This is a genomic window from Moritella marina ATCC 15381, from assembly GCF_008931805.1.
GTDB lineage: Bacteria > Pseudomonadota > Gammaproteobacteria > Enterobacterales > Moritellaceae > Moritella > Moritella marina.
In genome coordinates this window covers 3,840,144-3,854,566 of sequence record NZ_CP044399.1, presented here as the reverse complement: position 1 = coordinate 3,854,566, position 14,423 = coordinate 3,840,144, and the positions used below count along the sequence as shown (strand labels likewise).

13 protein-coding genes and 1 pseudogene are annotated in these 14,423 nt (G+C 38.7%); 12 read left to right on the top strand and 2 right to left on the bottom strand.

Annotated features, from left to right (window positions below):
* Positions 1-123: 123 nt before the first annotated feature.
* From FR932_RS17335 to FR932_RS17325, 3 genes are all read left to right on the top strand, one after another.
* On the top strand, positions 124-645 hold the full coding sequence (locus tag FR932_RS17335) for a type II secretion system protein (RefSeq protein WP_019441264.1): 522 nt from the start codon (positions 124-126) through the stop codon (positions 643-645).
* Positions 646-761: 116 nt separating this feature from the next.
* Positions 762-980: a hypothetical protein gene (locus FR932_RS17330; RefSeq protein ID WP_019441263.1), complete on the top strand. Its 219-nt coding sequence runs from the start codon at positions 762-764 to the stop codon at positions 978-980.
* Positions 981-1,537: 557 nt separating this feature from the next.
* Entirely contained in the window at positions 1,538-1,909 is a 372-nt protein-coding gene (locus FR932_RS17325; RefSeq protein WP_019441261.1) for a hypothetical protein, read from the top strand.
* Here FR932_RS17325 and FR932_RS17320 read toward each other — a convergent pair.
* Positions 1,910-2,067, bottom strand: a pseudogene (locus FR932_RS17320) (IS1595 family transposase); the annotation flags it as partial.
* 447 nt (positions 2,068-2,514) lie between these two features.
* On the opposite strand from FR932_RS17320, the gene FR932_RS17315 reads away from it, so the two are divergent.
* The 3 genes from FR932_RS17315 (at position 2,515) to polA (ending at position 8,016) form a co-directional block, all read left to right on the top strand.
* Entirely contained in the window at positions 2,515-3,192 is a 678-nt protein-coding gene (locus tag FR932_RS17315) for a 7-cyano-7-deazaguanine/7-aminomethyl-7-deazaguanine transporter (RefSeq protein ID WP_019441260.1), read from the top strand.
* 164 nt (positions 3,193-3,356) lie between these two features.
* The gene (locus FR932_RS17310; RefSeq protein WP_019441259.1) at positions 3,357-4,505 is read left to right on the top strand and encodes a 1-acyl-sn-glycerol-3-phosphate acyltransferase; all 1,149 of its coding nucleotides are present in this window, start codon (positions 3,357-3,359) and stop codon (positions 4,503-4,505) included.
* A gap of 703 nt (positions 4,506-5,208) precedes the next feature.
* Entirely contained in the window at positions 5,209-8,016 is a 2,808-nt protein-coding gene (polA, locus tag FR932_RS17305) for a DNA polymerase I (RefSeq protein ID WP_026032126.1), read from the top strand.
* 310 nt (positions 8,017-8,326) lie between these two features.
* On the opposite strand, the gene yihA is transcribed toward polA, so the two are convergent.
* The gene (gene yihA, locus FR932_RS17300) at positions 8,327-9,010 is read right to left on the bottom strand and encodes a ribosome biogenesis GTP-binding protein YihA/YsxC (RefSeq protein WP_019441257.1); all 684 of its coding nucleotides are present in this window, start codon (positions 9,008-9,010) and stop codon (positions 8,327-8,329) included.
* A 139-nt stretch (positions 9,011-9,149) separates the two neighbouring features.
* Between yihA and FR932_RS17295 the strand changes: the two genes are divergently transcribed.
* The 6 genes from FR932_RS17295 (at position 9,150) to FR932_RS17270 (ending at position 14,378) form a co-directional block, all read left to right on the top strand.
* Positions 9,150-9,773 (top strand): c-type cytochrome, encoded by a 624-nt coding sequence (locus FR932_RS17295; protein ID WP_019441256.1) that lies wholly within the window; start codon positions 9,150-9,152, stop codon positions 9,771-9,773.
* A gap of 270 nt (positions 9,774-10,043) precedes the next feature.
* Positions 10,044-10,700 (top strand): Der GTPase-activating protein YihI, encoded by a 657-nt coding sequence (gene yihI / locus FR932_RS17290; protein WP_019441255.1) that lies wholly within the window; start codon positions 10,044-10,046, stop codon positions 10,698-10,700.
* Between the two features lie 2 nt (positions 10,701-10,702).
* Positions 10,703-11,164 carry a DUF2489 domain-containing protein gene (locus FR932_RS17285; protein WP_019441254.1) on the top strand — a complete coding sequence of 154 codons (462 nt, stop codon included), beginning with the start codon at positions 10,703-10,705 and terminating at the stop codon, positions 11,162-11,164.
* 94 nt (positions 11,165-11,258) lie between these two features.
* Positions 11,259-12,632 carry an oxygen-independent coproporphyrinogen III oxidase gene (gene hemN / locus FR932_RS17280; protein ID WP_019441253.1) on the top strand — a complete coding sequence of 458 codons (1,374 nt, stop codon included), beginning with the start codon at positions 11,259-11,261 and terminating at the stop codon, positions 12,630-12,632.
* A gap of 193 nt (positions 12,633-12,825) precedes the next feature.
* Positions 12,826-13,491 carry a 5' nucleotidase, NT5C type gene (locus FR932_RS17275; protein WP_420864476.1) on the top strand — a complete coding sequence of 222 codons (666 nt, stop codon included), beginning with the start codon at positions 12,826-12,828 and terminating at the stop codon, positions 13,489-13,491.
* 149 nt (positions 13,492-13,640) lie between these two features.
* The gene (locus tag FR932_RS17270) at positions 13,641-14,378 is read left to right on the top strand and encodes a DeoR/GlpR family DNA-binding transcription regulator (protein ID WP_019441251.1); all 738 of its coding nucleotides are present in this window, start codon (positions 13,641-13,643) and stop codon (positions 14,376-14,378) included.
* The last annotated feature ends 45 nt before the right edge of the window (positions 14,379-14,423 follow it).

Genomic DNA, 14,423 nt, shown 5'->3' with positions numbered 1-14,423 from the left:
CGTTTTTCTTTGAGTTTGCGACAGAATCCTAAGCTGTAGCATCGATTAGCTATGTCCGTTACCGGACAGCTATATTATGGCCGCACTGTATAATTGATTAATAAATTTAATTATAGGCTCAGAATGAAACGTAATAAGGGTTTTACATTAATAGAATTAGTCATTGTGATCATTGTACTTGGCATACTATCAGCGACGGCGGTACCTAAGTTTATCAACCTGCAAGACGATGCTAAAACATCGGTATTAAAAGGTGTAAAAGGCACAATCAATGACGCTCTTAATATTTCATACTCTAAGCTAGCAATAAATGGTTTAGAAGAGCATGCAAAGTTAGATCCTGACTTAATATCTACTTGGTGCAAAGGTTGCAATTTTGTATATGGCTACCCCGGCCATTTTACTGCGGTTACATGGGGAAATATAACCGATGGGATTGGTGATGGAGTTTATAACACAAATAATGACGATATAGTTATAAGCTACAAAATTGGCGGTGATGGTTATGTTAAGACTGTATTTAGTTTAGTTGATAACTTTGACCCGCTTACTAACGAGTTAAAATCAAATAATTGTTATCTAGAATATACATACTTAGGCATTAAAGGCGAACCGCCTGAAATTAAGTTGTATAAGTGTGAATAATTAACTGAATCTGTAGTGGTTCATCGAAATTAGCCTCCTCACAGGAGGCTTTTTAGATCTTGGGCTACAATCGTCGGCATCCGGCCTGTAGATCCAATGAAATCAGGTTTTTAAAAATGAAAAAAGACATCCTGCATTCATTAAGTTTAGGTTCTGTTATTGCAATTTATGATAGGCGGATGAATGGTAAGGATACCCATTTGTCAGTCGTGCTGAGTGTTGAAGGAAGGACTATTGAAGTTATTGACTCTAAAGAATCGGAGCATCGTAACGGCTTGCTTAGCTACTCTCATATGCAGTTAAAAAATAACGCAGATAAAAGGTATGAGAGGTGAAAAGTATTCGGGGCTAAGAGAAACAGGAATATTCCTGCGGATAAAGGTCTTTTGAGATGTTTGATGGCCGTCAGCTACCCACTTGAAATTACTCTTGGTGGGAGTGGGTTCGCTAAATTTTACGTAGCGAACCATTTTCACGCTCTGATCTTACATAACATGCGTTATGCGCAGTGGTTTAACTGGTTTTAGATTCTTATCTTGTGGCAAAATTAGCTATGCCACTACATTAGAAAAAATTAAACCGCACCAAGGTTTCTCGGTGCTCCTATATTCTGACAGATTGGGCTCTGGTCTACAGATTAATTTAATAAATGGTGACGTAACATTGAATGCAGAGGAACCAAGTAGGGTAAACTATATATCTAACTTAATTAGAACCCTTGACGTTAGAAATTTAATTGGGCGTGTTAGTAAGATAGAGTAATTTGGATGTTTGATCGGCGGCAGTTACGTGCCTGGAAATATCATATCCAAGCTATTAGCTACATTTAGCAAGAACAAGTCAGTTGGTGTTGTAGCATTACAGGCCGAACAAAATAAATCATGGAGATTATATGTTAGTTACAGGAAGTTTTTTGGCAATATTTATCGGACTCGTGCATTCCTACCTAGGTGAGCGCTTTATTTTGACTCGATTGTTTAAAAGAGAGCTTCCAACGCTTCTTGGTAGTGATTGGTTTACAAAACGAATTCTAAGGTTTGCATGGCATTTAACGACTGTGGCTTGGTGGGGATTTGCAGCAATTCTTTTTATCCTTTCAACTCCCACTGCAGACATTCAAAAGCAAATTCTAATTGTCATTACCCTTGTATTTTTAGTGAGTGGCTTGTTCTCTGCTGGATTTACAAAAGGTAAACACATCTCTTGGGTATTCTTTTGGCTAATTGCTGGCATGAGTTTTTATGTTGCACAAAATAGTTTCTGATTACCACTGAACCTCAGTTAGTAGTAAAAGGCGTTGGGGCATCGACGCCTTTTTAATACTTGCCTCGATTAATTTTCCACCATATTTTCTAAATCAAAACGCCTATTAAACTTAAAACAAAATTCAGTTAAATATCGTGGAAGATGTTTTTGATTTATTGTAGTTGTTCATTGAATTTAACCTCCTAATGGGAGGCTTTTTAGATCTAGGGCTAAAATCGTCCCTGTATGGCCTATTAAACATAAAGGTGATAATGCGCAATAGCCAACTAAACCCGATTAAAATGTCCTATTAAAGTTTTATTTCTTACAGTTTAGCCCTTTAAATATCCGGTATATCACTAAGATGATTTTGCACTATTTTGGTGAATATATCTTTCGCTTTGATTTTAACTGAAATGCTTATTTCTCCTATTTTTTTCATATCGGATACAAGTCGTAATGCCATTGAGTTCGTCATGGGCTGGTTTGTTTTATAACTAAAACATAATTACATTGAATTCAAAGTCAGCTTTTGTATAATGCCTGTCCGCCTATTTCGATGAAAGGGCGGATACAATTTGCATGGGTTCCCTCACCCCATGAATTTAACTAAAAAGGTTTATTATGCGTGAATTAACTGCAATGCAGACGCGTCAAGCGTTGATCTATCTCTCTTGTTTTCATATTTTAGTGATCACAGCGAGCAACTATTTAGTCCAACTTCCAATCAATATATTTGGTTTCCACACGACGTGGGGAGCATTTACATTTCCGTTTATCTTTTTAGCAACCGATCTGACTATTCGTGTCTTTGGTGCTGGCATGGCGAAACGCATTATTGCGCAAGTGATGTTACCGGCATTAGTGATCTCGTATGCGTTATCAGTGGTGTTCTTTGAAGGTAGTTATCAAGGCTTCGCAGGTTTAAGCGAATTTAATAGTTTTGTTGGCCGCATTGCGCTAGCGAGCTTTTTAGCTTATTTATTCGGGCAGGCGCTTGATATCGTTGTTTTTAATCGTTTAAGAAAATTAAAAACATGGTGGGTAGCACCGGTATCATCAACGATATTTGGTAACTTAATTGATACCATTATATTTTTCTTTGTGGCATTTTATCAAAGTACAGATGCCTTTATGGCAGCTAACTGGGTTGAAATTGCGACGGTTGATTACGGTTTTAAGCTATTGATTAGTCTGGCGATATTTTTACCATTGTATGGTGTGCTATTAACTAAATTGGCAAGTGTTATTACTTTCCAAGGTAATAGTAACAACAACCTCACAAGTGCAAAAATGAGTTAATACAACTTAGCTAGCACGAGGGCGAAAGGCGCTAAACTGATTCACCGAGTTGTGAAAAGTTTAGCGCCTTTTTTGTTTTATTACAGTAAATGTATTGGTAGTTAAGGTATAATCGCCGCGTCCCTGATTTTACGCTTTTAATTTACACGCAATTGAGGTGCCGAATGGCAACTGACGTCGGTTTATACGATGATATTCGTCCTTTTAATGATGACGAAATAGCAAGTGTTGTTGAACGCTTGGTTAACGATAAAGAATTTATTACAGCGATAGCGCACTTTCAATTTCCGCGCTTGATCAAGCATTTTAGTTGGGTGATATTCCCAATGATCCGCATGGCGCTACGCCGTAAATGTGGCAATATTACCAGTGTGAGCAAAATTCAGCATGAAGTCATTGCCTACATGGAAAAAATGATTGCGACTACGACTACGCAAGTTACTTTTAACGGAACCAATAAGTTAGATAAAAATAAAAATTATTTATTTATTTCTAATCACCGTGATATAGCGATGGACCCGGCCTTTGTAAACTGGGCATTGCATCACCATGGTTTAGATACTGTGCGTATTGCCATTGGTGATAATTTATTGAAAAAGCCATTTGTATCCGATCTAATGCGCTTAAATAAAAGCTTTATTGTTAAACGTTCTGCTAAAGGCGTGCGTGAAATGATGGCCGCATTTAAATCATTATCGGGTTATATTGCTCATTCAATAAAAGAAGAGAAGCAATCTATTTGGATTGCACAGAAAGAAGGTCGTGCTAAAGATGGTAACGATCAGACTGATCCTGCGATTTTAAAAATGATGTATATGAATGGTAAAGGCCAGAAAATTAGCTTTCCAGAGTACATGAAATCATTAAATATCGTGCCGGTGACTATTTCTTATGAATACGATCCAAACGACGCAGCGAAAGCCAATGAAATTTGTCAGTTAGCGACAGCTGGTGAATACAATAAAGCTGAATTTGAAGATATTGATAGTATTGTGCAAGGTATTGTCGGCTTTAAAGGTCATGTGAATGTGACTTTTGGTGACGTCATTACTGATGAACTTGCCGATGCGAATGAATTAGCGCTACGTATTGATCAAGTCATCGATGATAATTATCACCTGCATGGCACTAATTTATTAGCCGCTGAGCTGTTACATGGTACCGATGAATATAAACAAGCAGCGAGCAGCGTAACTGCGGTGCAGCGTGCTAAGTTTACTGCGCACTTGCAAAGTATACCGACTGCGTTACATGCAACAGTGTTAGCCGGTTATGCTAAGTCGGTAGAAAAGCAGTTGACGACCATGAATTAATATCGCCAATTTCGATGTATTTTAAAGCCCAGTCCGCTGGGCTTTTTCTTATCTGAAATTCGACACTAAAATAAATACACTTTATTTGTTTATAAAACTTGCAAACACAAATGAGATTGATTATCATTAACTTGTTCTTCAGGAAGTCAGTATTTATTTCAGTAGGACAAGACATTGCTCACATTGCTTCCGGGTTAATTTTAATCCATTACTCCTTGCAGGGTAAACCGAATTTTTTCGGGCCGGTAGATCAAACTTCTTATCCCTCGATTATAGAGAAGTTTGATCAATACCGGCTTTTTATTTTCTGCAATAAATCCTTCTTTATTAACATAAATCAAACATTGAAATACTTCTGTGGTGTATTATTTTTAATCATCATGATTTCTTTTTGCGCATAAAATCCGTCGGTCTAAGATTCTTTTCCACATATCCTAAAAGCGTTAGATAATTTAAGATCTCGCAACAAATTTAATTAAGTTGTTGTTATTAATGCAATTTAAATTCTTATCATCAAGATCTTAACAGATTGGCTATTTTTTTGATCGTCATTATTAACAGAGTTATCCACAGTTGGATCTAGATCTTCGATCGAGTGGTTAAGATCTGATCGCGAGATATATTTTTATCATCAACATAGCGCGAATTCACGGCTTGTGGCATGCTTAGTCTATTCATCACTTATTTCATTGAGTTTATTTTTATGTCTACGATCCCTAGCAATCCCCTTGTGCTTGTCGATGGCTCTTCGTACTTGTTTCGTGCTTATCATTCACCACCGCATTTAACCAATGCTGAAGGCATGGCAACGGGTGCTGTATATGGTGTCGTTAACATGTTAAAAAGCTTATTAACACAATTTGACCCAAGCCATATCGCCGTGATCTTCGATGCGAAGGGACCTACATTCCGAAATGAAATGTATCCCGACTATAAAGCCCATCGTCCACCTATGCCGGATGATCTACGTTGTCAGATCGAACCTGTGCATAACGCTGTTAAAGCATTGGGCTTACCGTTGATCTGCATTCCAGGTGTTGAGGCCGATGATGTGATCGGTACGATCGCACAGCAAGCAAGTGCTGAAGGTCGTGCTGTATTGATCAGTACTGGCGATAAAGATATGGCGCAGTTGGTTGACGAGAATGTCACCCTGATCAACACCATGACCGACGTGGTATTAGATCCACAAGGCGTTAAAGATAAATTTGGTGTGCCACCTGAACTGATTATTGATCTGTTAGCGCTAATGGGTGATGCTGCCGATAATATCCCTGGCGTACCCGGTGTTGGTGAAAAAACCGCGTTAGGTTTATTGCAGGGATTGGGTAGTATTAAAGATATTTACAATAACTTAGACGCTATTGCGCCATTGGGCTTCCGTGGATCTAAAACCCTGGCGAAGAAGATGATCGAACATAAAGACAATGCCGAAATGTCATATGCATTAGCGACGATCAAACTTGATGTTGAAACTGGCGTGACGTTAGATGATCTGGCTATTACTGCAACTAACGTTGATGATCTTGCTGAGTTATACCAGAAAATGGGCTTCAAGCGTTGGTTAGCGGCTTTAGTTGGTGGTGCTGATGCAACAAAACATGTTTATGCAGGCAAAGCGGTAAAATCGACTTCAGGCGATTCTGCTAGTGATAGTTCAGAGGACGCTGTTAGTGTTGTAGTGCCATCGACGATTGATCGCAGTAATTATGAAACAATTTTAACCCAAGCTGATTTTGATCGCTGGTTAGAAAAATTACAAAATGCAGATCTGTTTGCACTGGATACTGAAACCACTAGCCTTAATTACATGCAAGCTGAGTTAGTGGGTTTATCATTTGCAGTGGCTGAAGGTGAAGCTGCATATTTACCTGTTGCCCATGATTATATTGATGCGCCTGAACAATTAGATCGTGATCATGTATTAGCGTCATTAAAAGCATTACTAGAAGACGATAACGCCAAGAAACTAGGTCAAAATCTAAAATATGACGCATCTGTATTAGCGAACTACGGTATTAAGTTAGCCGGTATTGCTTATGACACCATGATTGAATCGTATGTGTATAACAGTGTCGCGACGCGTCATGATATGGACAGTTTGGCCTATAAATATTTAGGCCATACAATTATAAGCTTCGAAGAGATAGCTGGTAAAGGTAAAAAACAATTAACCTTTAACCAAATCGAATTAGAACAAGCGTCACCTTATGCTGCCGAAGATGCAGATGTAACCTTACGCTTACACAATGTATTGTGGCCTAAGATCGAAGCTGAACCTTCATTAGTGACCTTATTTAACGAGGTTGAATTACCGCTTGTTAATATCTTGTCAGGTGTTGAGCGCCAAGGTGTATTGATTGAAAAATCCAAACTGGATGCACAAAGTGTAGAGCTTGGTAACCGTATGCTAGAGTTAGAAGCGCAAGCACACGAAATTGCAGAGCAACCATTTAACTTAAGTTCACCAAAACAATTGCAAGAAATTCTGTTTGTGAAAATGGAATTACCAGTCATTAAGAAAACACCAAAAGGTGCGCCATCAACGGCAGAAGAAGTGCTACAAGAATTAGCGCTTAATTATCCATTACCAAAATTGATTTTAGAATACCGTAGTTTAAGTAAACTGAAATCAACGTATACGGATAAGTTACCAACCTTGATCGAAGAAAAAACGGGTCGCGTACATACCTCTTATCATCAAGCTGTTACTGCGACGGGCCGTTTATCATCAAGCGATCCAAATCTACAAAATATTCCTGTACGTGCAGGCGAAGGTCGACGTATCCGTCAGGCGTTTATTCCTGAAACCGGTTATAAATATGTAGCGGTGGATTACAGCCAAATTGAATTACGTATTATGGCGCATTTATCACAAGATATCGGTTTATTAACCGCGTTCTCGGAAGGTAAAGATATTCACAGCGCAACCGCTGCTGAAGTATTCTCTGTTGATTTAGCGGATGTCACGACAGATCAACGCCGTAGCGCAAAAGCGATTAACTTCGGACTTATTTATGGCATGAGTGCATTTGGTTTAGGTCGTCAGTTAAACGTACCGCAAAAAGAAGCTAAGCACTATATGGCGCGTTACTTCGAACGTTACCCTGGCGTATTAACGTATATGGATGACACGCGTAAAGTAGCGAAAGACAAAGGTTATGTTGAAACGCTGTCTGGTCGTCGTTTATATTTACCAGAAATTAATGCGCGTAATAAAATGCGTCAAATGGCGGCTGAACGTGCAGCGATTAATGCACCAATGCAAGGTACTGCATCAGACATCATCAAGAAGGCGATGATCAATGTTGCAGGTTGGATGGAAACGGTAGAAACGGATTCTATTCGCATGCTAATGCAAGTGCACGATGAATTGGTTTTTGAAATTAAAGAGCAGCATGTTGATGCTTATGTTGAAAAAATTAAAGAGTTGATGGCTGCGGCAATGTCGTTAGATGTACCACTACTTGCTGAAGCTGGTGTGGGTGATAACTGGGACGAAGCACATTAATATCCTATTAGGGACTGATTACACGCAAATTTTATAACGCGAGTATATTAAGTATAGAAACTAAAACCAGTCTTAGGGCTGGTTTTGTTGTTTTTATACATAATAAAAAGCTATTAGTGCGCTTTGTCACAAAAAATGTAACTAAATAACGTATTTTACTTTCGTGTGAAATAAGTTTGCAGTATATTGGCGGGGTAGGGTATGGAGGTTCGAAATTATATTTCAAACCTTTTGTTTCAAATTGAATTTATTATTCATCGCCACGTCACTTTTTGACGAGGCGTTTTTTTTGCCTACAATTCAGTAACGACTAATCGTCTTCGTTAATGTATTCGTAGTCACTGTCATCGTACTCTTCCGCGTCTTCACTTGGAGTACCTGTTGAAGGTTCTAGCGCATACCATTCACATAGCTTGTTTTTAAGCACATCAATACCGGTATGTTTTAATGACGAGAATGGTGCAACTGTTACGTCACCACCAAATTCTTTCACTGCTTCTTTTACCTCTTTAACCGTTTTGCTGCGAACGCCTTGTTTTAATTTATCCGCTTTGGTTAATAACGCCATAACTGGAATGTCAGAATCAATCGCCCAAAGAATTAATTGCTTATCTAATTCTTTTAATGGATGACGGATATCCATTAATACCACGATCCCTTTTAATGAATCGCGTTTTTGCAGGTATTCACCTAACGCTTTCTGCCATTTTTTCTTTACTTCAAAAGGTACTTTTGCAAAACCATAACCAGGTAAGTCGATTAGGCGTTTGCCGTCTTCGATTTCAAATACGTTAATTAGTTGCGTACGGCCAGGTGTTTTACTGGTTCTCGCTAAGCTTTTTTGGCGTGTCAAAGTGTTTAATGCACTTGATTTACCTGCATTAGATCGCCCAGCGAAAGCAATTTCAATGCCCGAATCGTCTGTTAGGTGACTAATGTCTGGCGCACTAATCCTAAAGGCAGCGTTTTCGAAGTGTATCTTTTTGTTATCCAATTTAATATCTCTCATTGAAATTGTGTTAAATGATTACTTTTTTTTGAAAATGTGTAAAATAGTCAAATAGAATAATAATAAGTGTAACATGTCACGCCGTGACATGGGATCGGAAGCTGAAAATAACAAGTGGAATGCTATGAAAAGTCTTGTCTTATCTTTTGCAATGTTAATCGGATTAATGGGTACTGCCCAAGCTGCAGGGGATGCAGCTGCGGGTGAAGCTATTTCTGGTACATGTACTGCGTGTCATGGTGCTGATGGCAATAGCCCTGCAAGTATCTATCCTAAACTAGCGGGGCAGAATGCTTCGTACCTTGTTAAGCAGTTGAAAGATTTTCAACTTGCTATGCAAACTGGTGGTGAAAAGGGTCGTAACGATCCTGTCATGATGGGTATGGCGGCAATGTTAACTGAAGAAAATATGCAGGATCTTGCTGCATTCTATTCAGCGCAAACAATGAAGCCTGAAGAAACACCTGAAGAAGTGGTTGCTGCTGGTCAATTATTATACCGTGGTGGCGACATCGAACGTGGTATTACTGCTTGTGCTGCATGTCATGGCCCTCGTGGTAATGGTAGCGAAACGGCTAAATTCCCGAAAATCTCTGGACAACATGCTGATTATATTAAAGCACAGCTAGAGAAATTCAGTAGCAAAGAACGTGCAAATGACCAAAATGGCATGATGCATGATATCGCATATAAAATGAAACCAGCGGATATGGAAATTATTTCTAAATATCTAGGTGGCCTCCACTAATCATTTTTGTTTAGTAGGAACATTTTATATCGTAAAAAACTCAGCCTCGGCTGAGTTTTTTATTTTCATCTTATCTAAATTATCTTTTTTCTTCCTTGCTTTTTTGGTAGTCTGCGCTCACTTAAAGAATTGCCTACTTATGCCCTTAATAAAGATTGGTAAATTGACTATCTTTAAATAAGGCGAAATACGATACCCCACTAATCAACAAGATTGTAAACAAGCTTATTGTTAACCTTGTTATTAGACAGATTTAAAACAGAGAATACTATGACTCGTAAAAGAAAAGAACGCTCAGGCGGCCCGTTAGCAATTGCTAAATCAGACCGTAGTAAACGTGAAACGAATACGCAAGCAGTAGAAGCGCGCAAGCAAAAACGATTAAAAAAACGTAAAGGTTTAGCATCTGGTAATAAAACGGCTGAAGCTGAAAAAGGTAAAAAAGGTACAGGCGGCCCACGTAAATCGAGTGATCCACGTATCGGCAGTAAAGCACCAATTCAACTCGTTTCTGCGCCAACGCCTGTTGCACAACCTGCAATTATAAAAGTAAAACAGCCGAAAGCAGACGTGAAACCTGTGACACCTGTATTAACGTTTGAGCAAGAGCTTGATAAGTTAGAAAGTGATGCACGTTTAAATGGTCTATTACTGCGTTTAGATAACAACGAAGTACTAAACCATGATGATCAAGATTATGTCGATCAAGGTGTAGAGCGTCACGCATTCTTACTTGAAGAACTGGGTTATGCTGACGACGAAGAATTCGACGAAGAGTACGATGAAGCTGAGTGGGATGAAGCGATGATGGCAGAACTTGATGCTAAAGCGTTGAATACGAATACTGAACAATTATCTGAAGATGAATTGTATGAGCGTTTCCTAGCAACAGAAAAAAAATTAAAGAAAAACGATAACGAGGACTAATAATGCAAGCGAGTTGGATGATTTTAATCGGCAGTGGATGCCTGATCATTCTGGCATTATCAGTATATGCGGGACGTTTATTGTATCGTGTAAAAGCGCAACAAGTGCAGCAGCTAAATCAACAAAATGACGCCATTGCTGCACGTAAAGTGCGTATCACTGAAAGTGTACAGATTATTGCTAAAGCGATGGGAAGTGAAGAGTGTGACTTGTCTGAAGGCACAATCCGTATCTGCAAGTTACTCGCCGCTATTCCTGCTTCGGAACCTGTTGATTGGGTTAAGCTGTATCCTGATTTACATGCGTTTTATGACAAAATAAAACACATGCCGATTATGGATGCCCGCAGTGAGTTATCAAAAAAAGAGCGCATGCAATTAGACTTAAACCGTTTTCGTTTTGAAGGTGAATATGCTGAGCGTGTGCAACAAGATGTTGCTCGCTTAACTACCTTTGAATGTTAATTAATAACGCGCTAATCGTTAATATTATGATGTAAGACAAATTGCTCGGTATTTCTTTTCGGCATACTATCGCGACTTGTCTTAGGGGATGAATATGCTAAATCAAAAATTAGTCTGGGATCAGGCTATGATCGAAAAATATAATTACAGTGGCCCAAGATATACATCGTATCCAACCGCGTTGGAATTTGATGAATCGTTTGGTTATCAAGACTTTCGCTTTGCTTGCGACGAGACGCCAGATAAACCGTTGTCATTGTATGTGCATATTCCTTTCTGTCATAAGCTTTGTTATTACTGTGGTTGTAACAAGGTGATTACGCGTCATTTGCATAAAGCCGATAAGTACCTTGATGTACTCGAAGCTGAAATTAAGTTACAAGCACCATTTTTTAAAGACCGTAATGTATCGCAATTACATTGGGGTGGTGGTACGCCAACGTTTTTAACACAGCCACAAATTCAACGTTTGATTGACGTATTAAAAGACAGTTTTAATTTTGACGACAATGCTGAAATTTCGATTGAAGTTGATCCGCGTGAAATTGAGCTGAGTACTATTGATCTATTATCTAAGGTTGGTTTTAACCGTTTAAGTCTGGGTGTTCAAGATTTTGATAAAAAAGTACAAGTTGCCGTTAACCGTGAGCAAGATGAAGATTTCATTTTTGCCATTATTAAACGTGCCCATGAACTTGGTTTTAAATCGACTAACATTGATTTAATCTATGGCTTACCACACCAAACGAAAGACACTTTCCATAAGACGTTAGAACGTGTACTTGATTTAGACCCGGCTCGATTAACTGTATTTAACTATGCGCACATACCGAGTTTGTTTGCTGGTCAGCGTAAAATGAAAGAAGAAGATATGCCGTCAGCTTCAGATCGCTTAGCGATTTTGGAAGACGCTATTTCATTTTTAACTGACAACGGTTACCAGTTTATTGGTATGGATCACTTTGCTAAACCGGATGATGAATTAGCCATTGCGCAGCGTGAAGGTATATTGCATCGTAACTTCCAGGGCTATACAACCCAAGGTGAAAGTGATTTATTAGGTCTGGGTGTTTCTTCAATTAGCCAAATCGGTAATGCATATTCGCAAAATCAAAAAGACTTGAAAACCTATTACCAGCAAGTTGAAGAACTCGGTCATGCGCAATGGCGTGGCGTGGGGCTGAATGATGATGATTCAATTCGTCGCGCTGTTATCAAGCAATTGATGTGTAATTTTGAATTAGATATGGACAAAATAGCGCAAACATTTGACCTTGATTTCGCGAGCTACTTTGCTGAAGACATGGAATTATTGCAAACGTTCATTAATGACGAACTGGTTATTATTGAAGATAATATGCTGCAGGTTGCCCCGAAAGGTAAGTTGTTGATCCGTAATATTTGCATGTGTTTCGATGTGTATTTACGTCAACGCGCACGTCAGCAGCAGTTTTCTCGAGTGATTTAATCGTTAGATAGATATGCGTAAATATGAAGGCACCTCAGGGTGCCTTTTTAATATCCGAAAGACAGGTATCTCGCCTATTACCGCGAAATAGTACTCTCGATTTTTTGACTATTAAGTTAGTATTAGCGACTTGATTTTATAGAAGATTAATATACATCATCTGTTATCTATGTAATATTGCCCTTCGACTAACATCATCGTATGTTATATAACGATTAATGACAGAAATAAGCACAAAAATGGAAGTACGCCTATGAAAGCGATAGTCATTGATATTGATGATACAGTATTAGATTTTGGTTCTCGGTTACGTGAATTTGTTAATCATCAATATGATAAGCAAGTGACAGGTAAGCCATTAGCATGGGACTTATGTGAATGGTTGGGAATTAAAGAAGGTCAGGACGTTAAAATATTAAAAGAGTTTGCATCTAGCTGGCAATTTGGCGCGTTGGACGCATTGCCAGGCGCATCTCGAATTCTAACTAAGTTAGCGCAAGAAGGTTATGAAATATTCTGTATTACCGCCTGTAGCCGTGATGCACAAGTTGAAGCGCTACGTCGCGCCAATATGTATCATTGCTTTGGTAATATTTTTAAAGAAATTTTCTTTGTTGAATTTGGTGAGTCAAAAGCGACTTATTTAAATAAAATTCAAGAAACACATGAAATTCATGCTTTTGTCGATGATAAATATGACAATCTAGTGGATGCTAAAAATGCCGGCATCGATAACTGTATCATGATAAAACAACCACATAATAAGGTGTTTAGAGAACTAGTCACTTGTGCACACGATTGGTATGAAATTTCTCACATCATTCAAACTTGGCACGGCAAGTCATGGTCGATACAGTAAGCTAGACTTAGCATTAGCGATGAAGATCTCAGTTACGCTATGTATTTGGGATTTTCAATTTGTAGTTTTAATTAGTGCTTATGACTTTCAGATGAAAGTGGTACTATCTACTTAATAGGTAACTTAAATTGTGTGGGATATGAGAAATCATGCAGCAACGACATACTGATATTATTAATCTGGTAAATGAAGAGGGACGCGCGTCTGTCGGCGAAATGTCGATTAAGCTGGGTGTTTCAGAGGTCACGATCCGTCATGATCTGAACAAGTTAGAAAAAGAAGGCTTCATCCGTCGTGTTCATGGTGGTGCTACTCCACATAATACCGATAACGTGTCTCACCGTATTACGGTTAATTACGAACACAAACGTAAGATGGCGATGTGTGCCGCAAGTCTGGTTGAGCATGGTGAAACAGTCATGATCGAAGGCGGTAGTGCAAATGCATTATTGGCTAAAGAACTCGGCAAACGTAGTGATGTAACTATCATTACACCAAGCAGCTACATTGCGCACTTGATGAAAGAAACAGACGTTAAAATCATTGTGTTAGGCGGTTTATATCAACATGAAAGTGAAAGTATGGTGGGTACATTGACGCGTCTTTGCATCAAACACACTCACTTTACTAAAGCATTCTTAGGCATTGATGGCTTGCACCCGAACACTGGTTTTACGAGCCGTAATATGATGCGTGCTGATGTGGGAGTCGCTATTTTAGAGAAAGGTGCACAGAATATTGTTATCACTGATTCTTCTAAATTTGGGCAAGTGCACAATACGCCATTATATCAATTCGAACAGGTTGATATGGTGATCACTGACGAAGACGCGTCGTTAGAGTACGTACATCTATTAGAAAAACACAATATTAAAGTCGTAAAATAATTTTCCTCTACGACTGTTTTTAGGTGTTTTTTATCAAAACCAGTT

Excerpts from the sequence above, each read along its gene's own strand:
- FR932_RS17335 (WP_019441264.1), top strand. The coding sequence starts at position 124 with ATGAAACGTAATAAGGGTTTTACATTAATAGAATTAGTCATTGTGATC.
- FR932_RS17330 (WP_019441263.1), top strand. The coding sequence starts at position 762 with ATGAAAAAAGACATCCTGCATTCATTAAGTTTAGGTTCTGTTATTGCA.
- FR932_RS17325 (WP_019441261.1), top strand. The coding sequence starts at position 1,538 with ATGTTAGTTACAGGAAGTTTTTTGGCAATATTTATCGGACTCGTGCAT.
- FR932_RS17315 (WP_019441260.1), top strand. The coding sequence starts at position 2,515 with ATGCGTGAATTAACTGCAATGCAGACGCGTCAAGCGTTGATCTATCTC.
- FR932_RS17310 (WP_019441259.1), top strand. The coding sequence starts at position 3,357 with ATGGCAACTGACGTCGGTTTATACGATGATATTCGTCCTTTTAATGAT.
- polA (WP_026032126.1), top strand. The coding sequence starts at position 5,209 with ATGTCTACGATCCCTAGCAATCCCCTTGTGCTTGTCGATGGCTCTTCG.
- FR932_RS17295 (WP_019441256.1), top strand. The coding sequence starts at position 9,150 with ATGAAAAGTCTTGTCTTATCTTTTGCAATGTTAATCGGATTAATGGGT.
- yihI (WP_019441255.1), top strand. The coding sequence starts at position 10,044 with ATGACTCGTAAAAGAAAAGAACGCTCAGGCGGCCCGTTAGCAATTGCT.
- FR932_RS17285 (WP_019441254.1), top strand. The coding sequence starts at position 10,703 with ATGCAAGCGAGTTGGATGATTTTAATCGGCAGTGGATGCCTGATCATT.
- hemN (WP_019441253.1), top strand. The coding sequence starts at position 11,259 with ATGCTAAATCAAAAATTAGTCTGGGATCAGGCTATGATCGAAAAATAT.
- FR932_RS17270 (WP_019441251.1), top strand. The coding sequence starts at position 13,641 with ATGCAGCAACGACATACTGATATTATTAATCTGGTAAATGAAGAGGGA.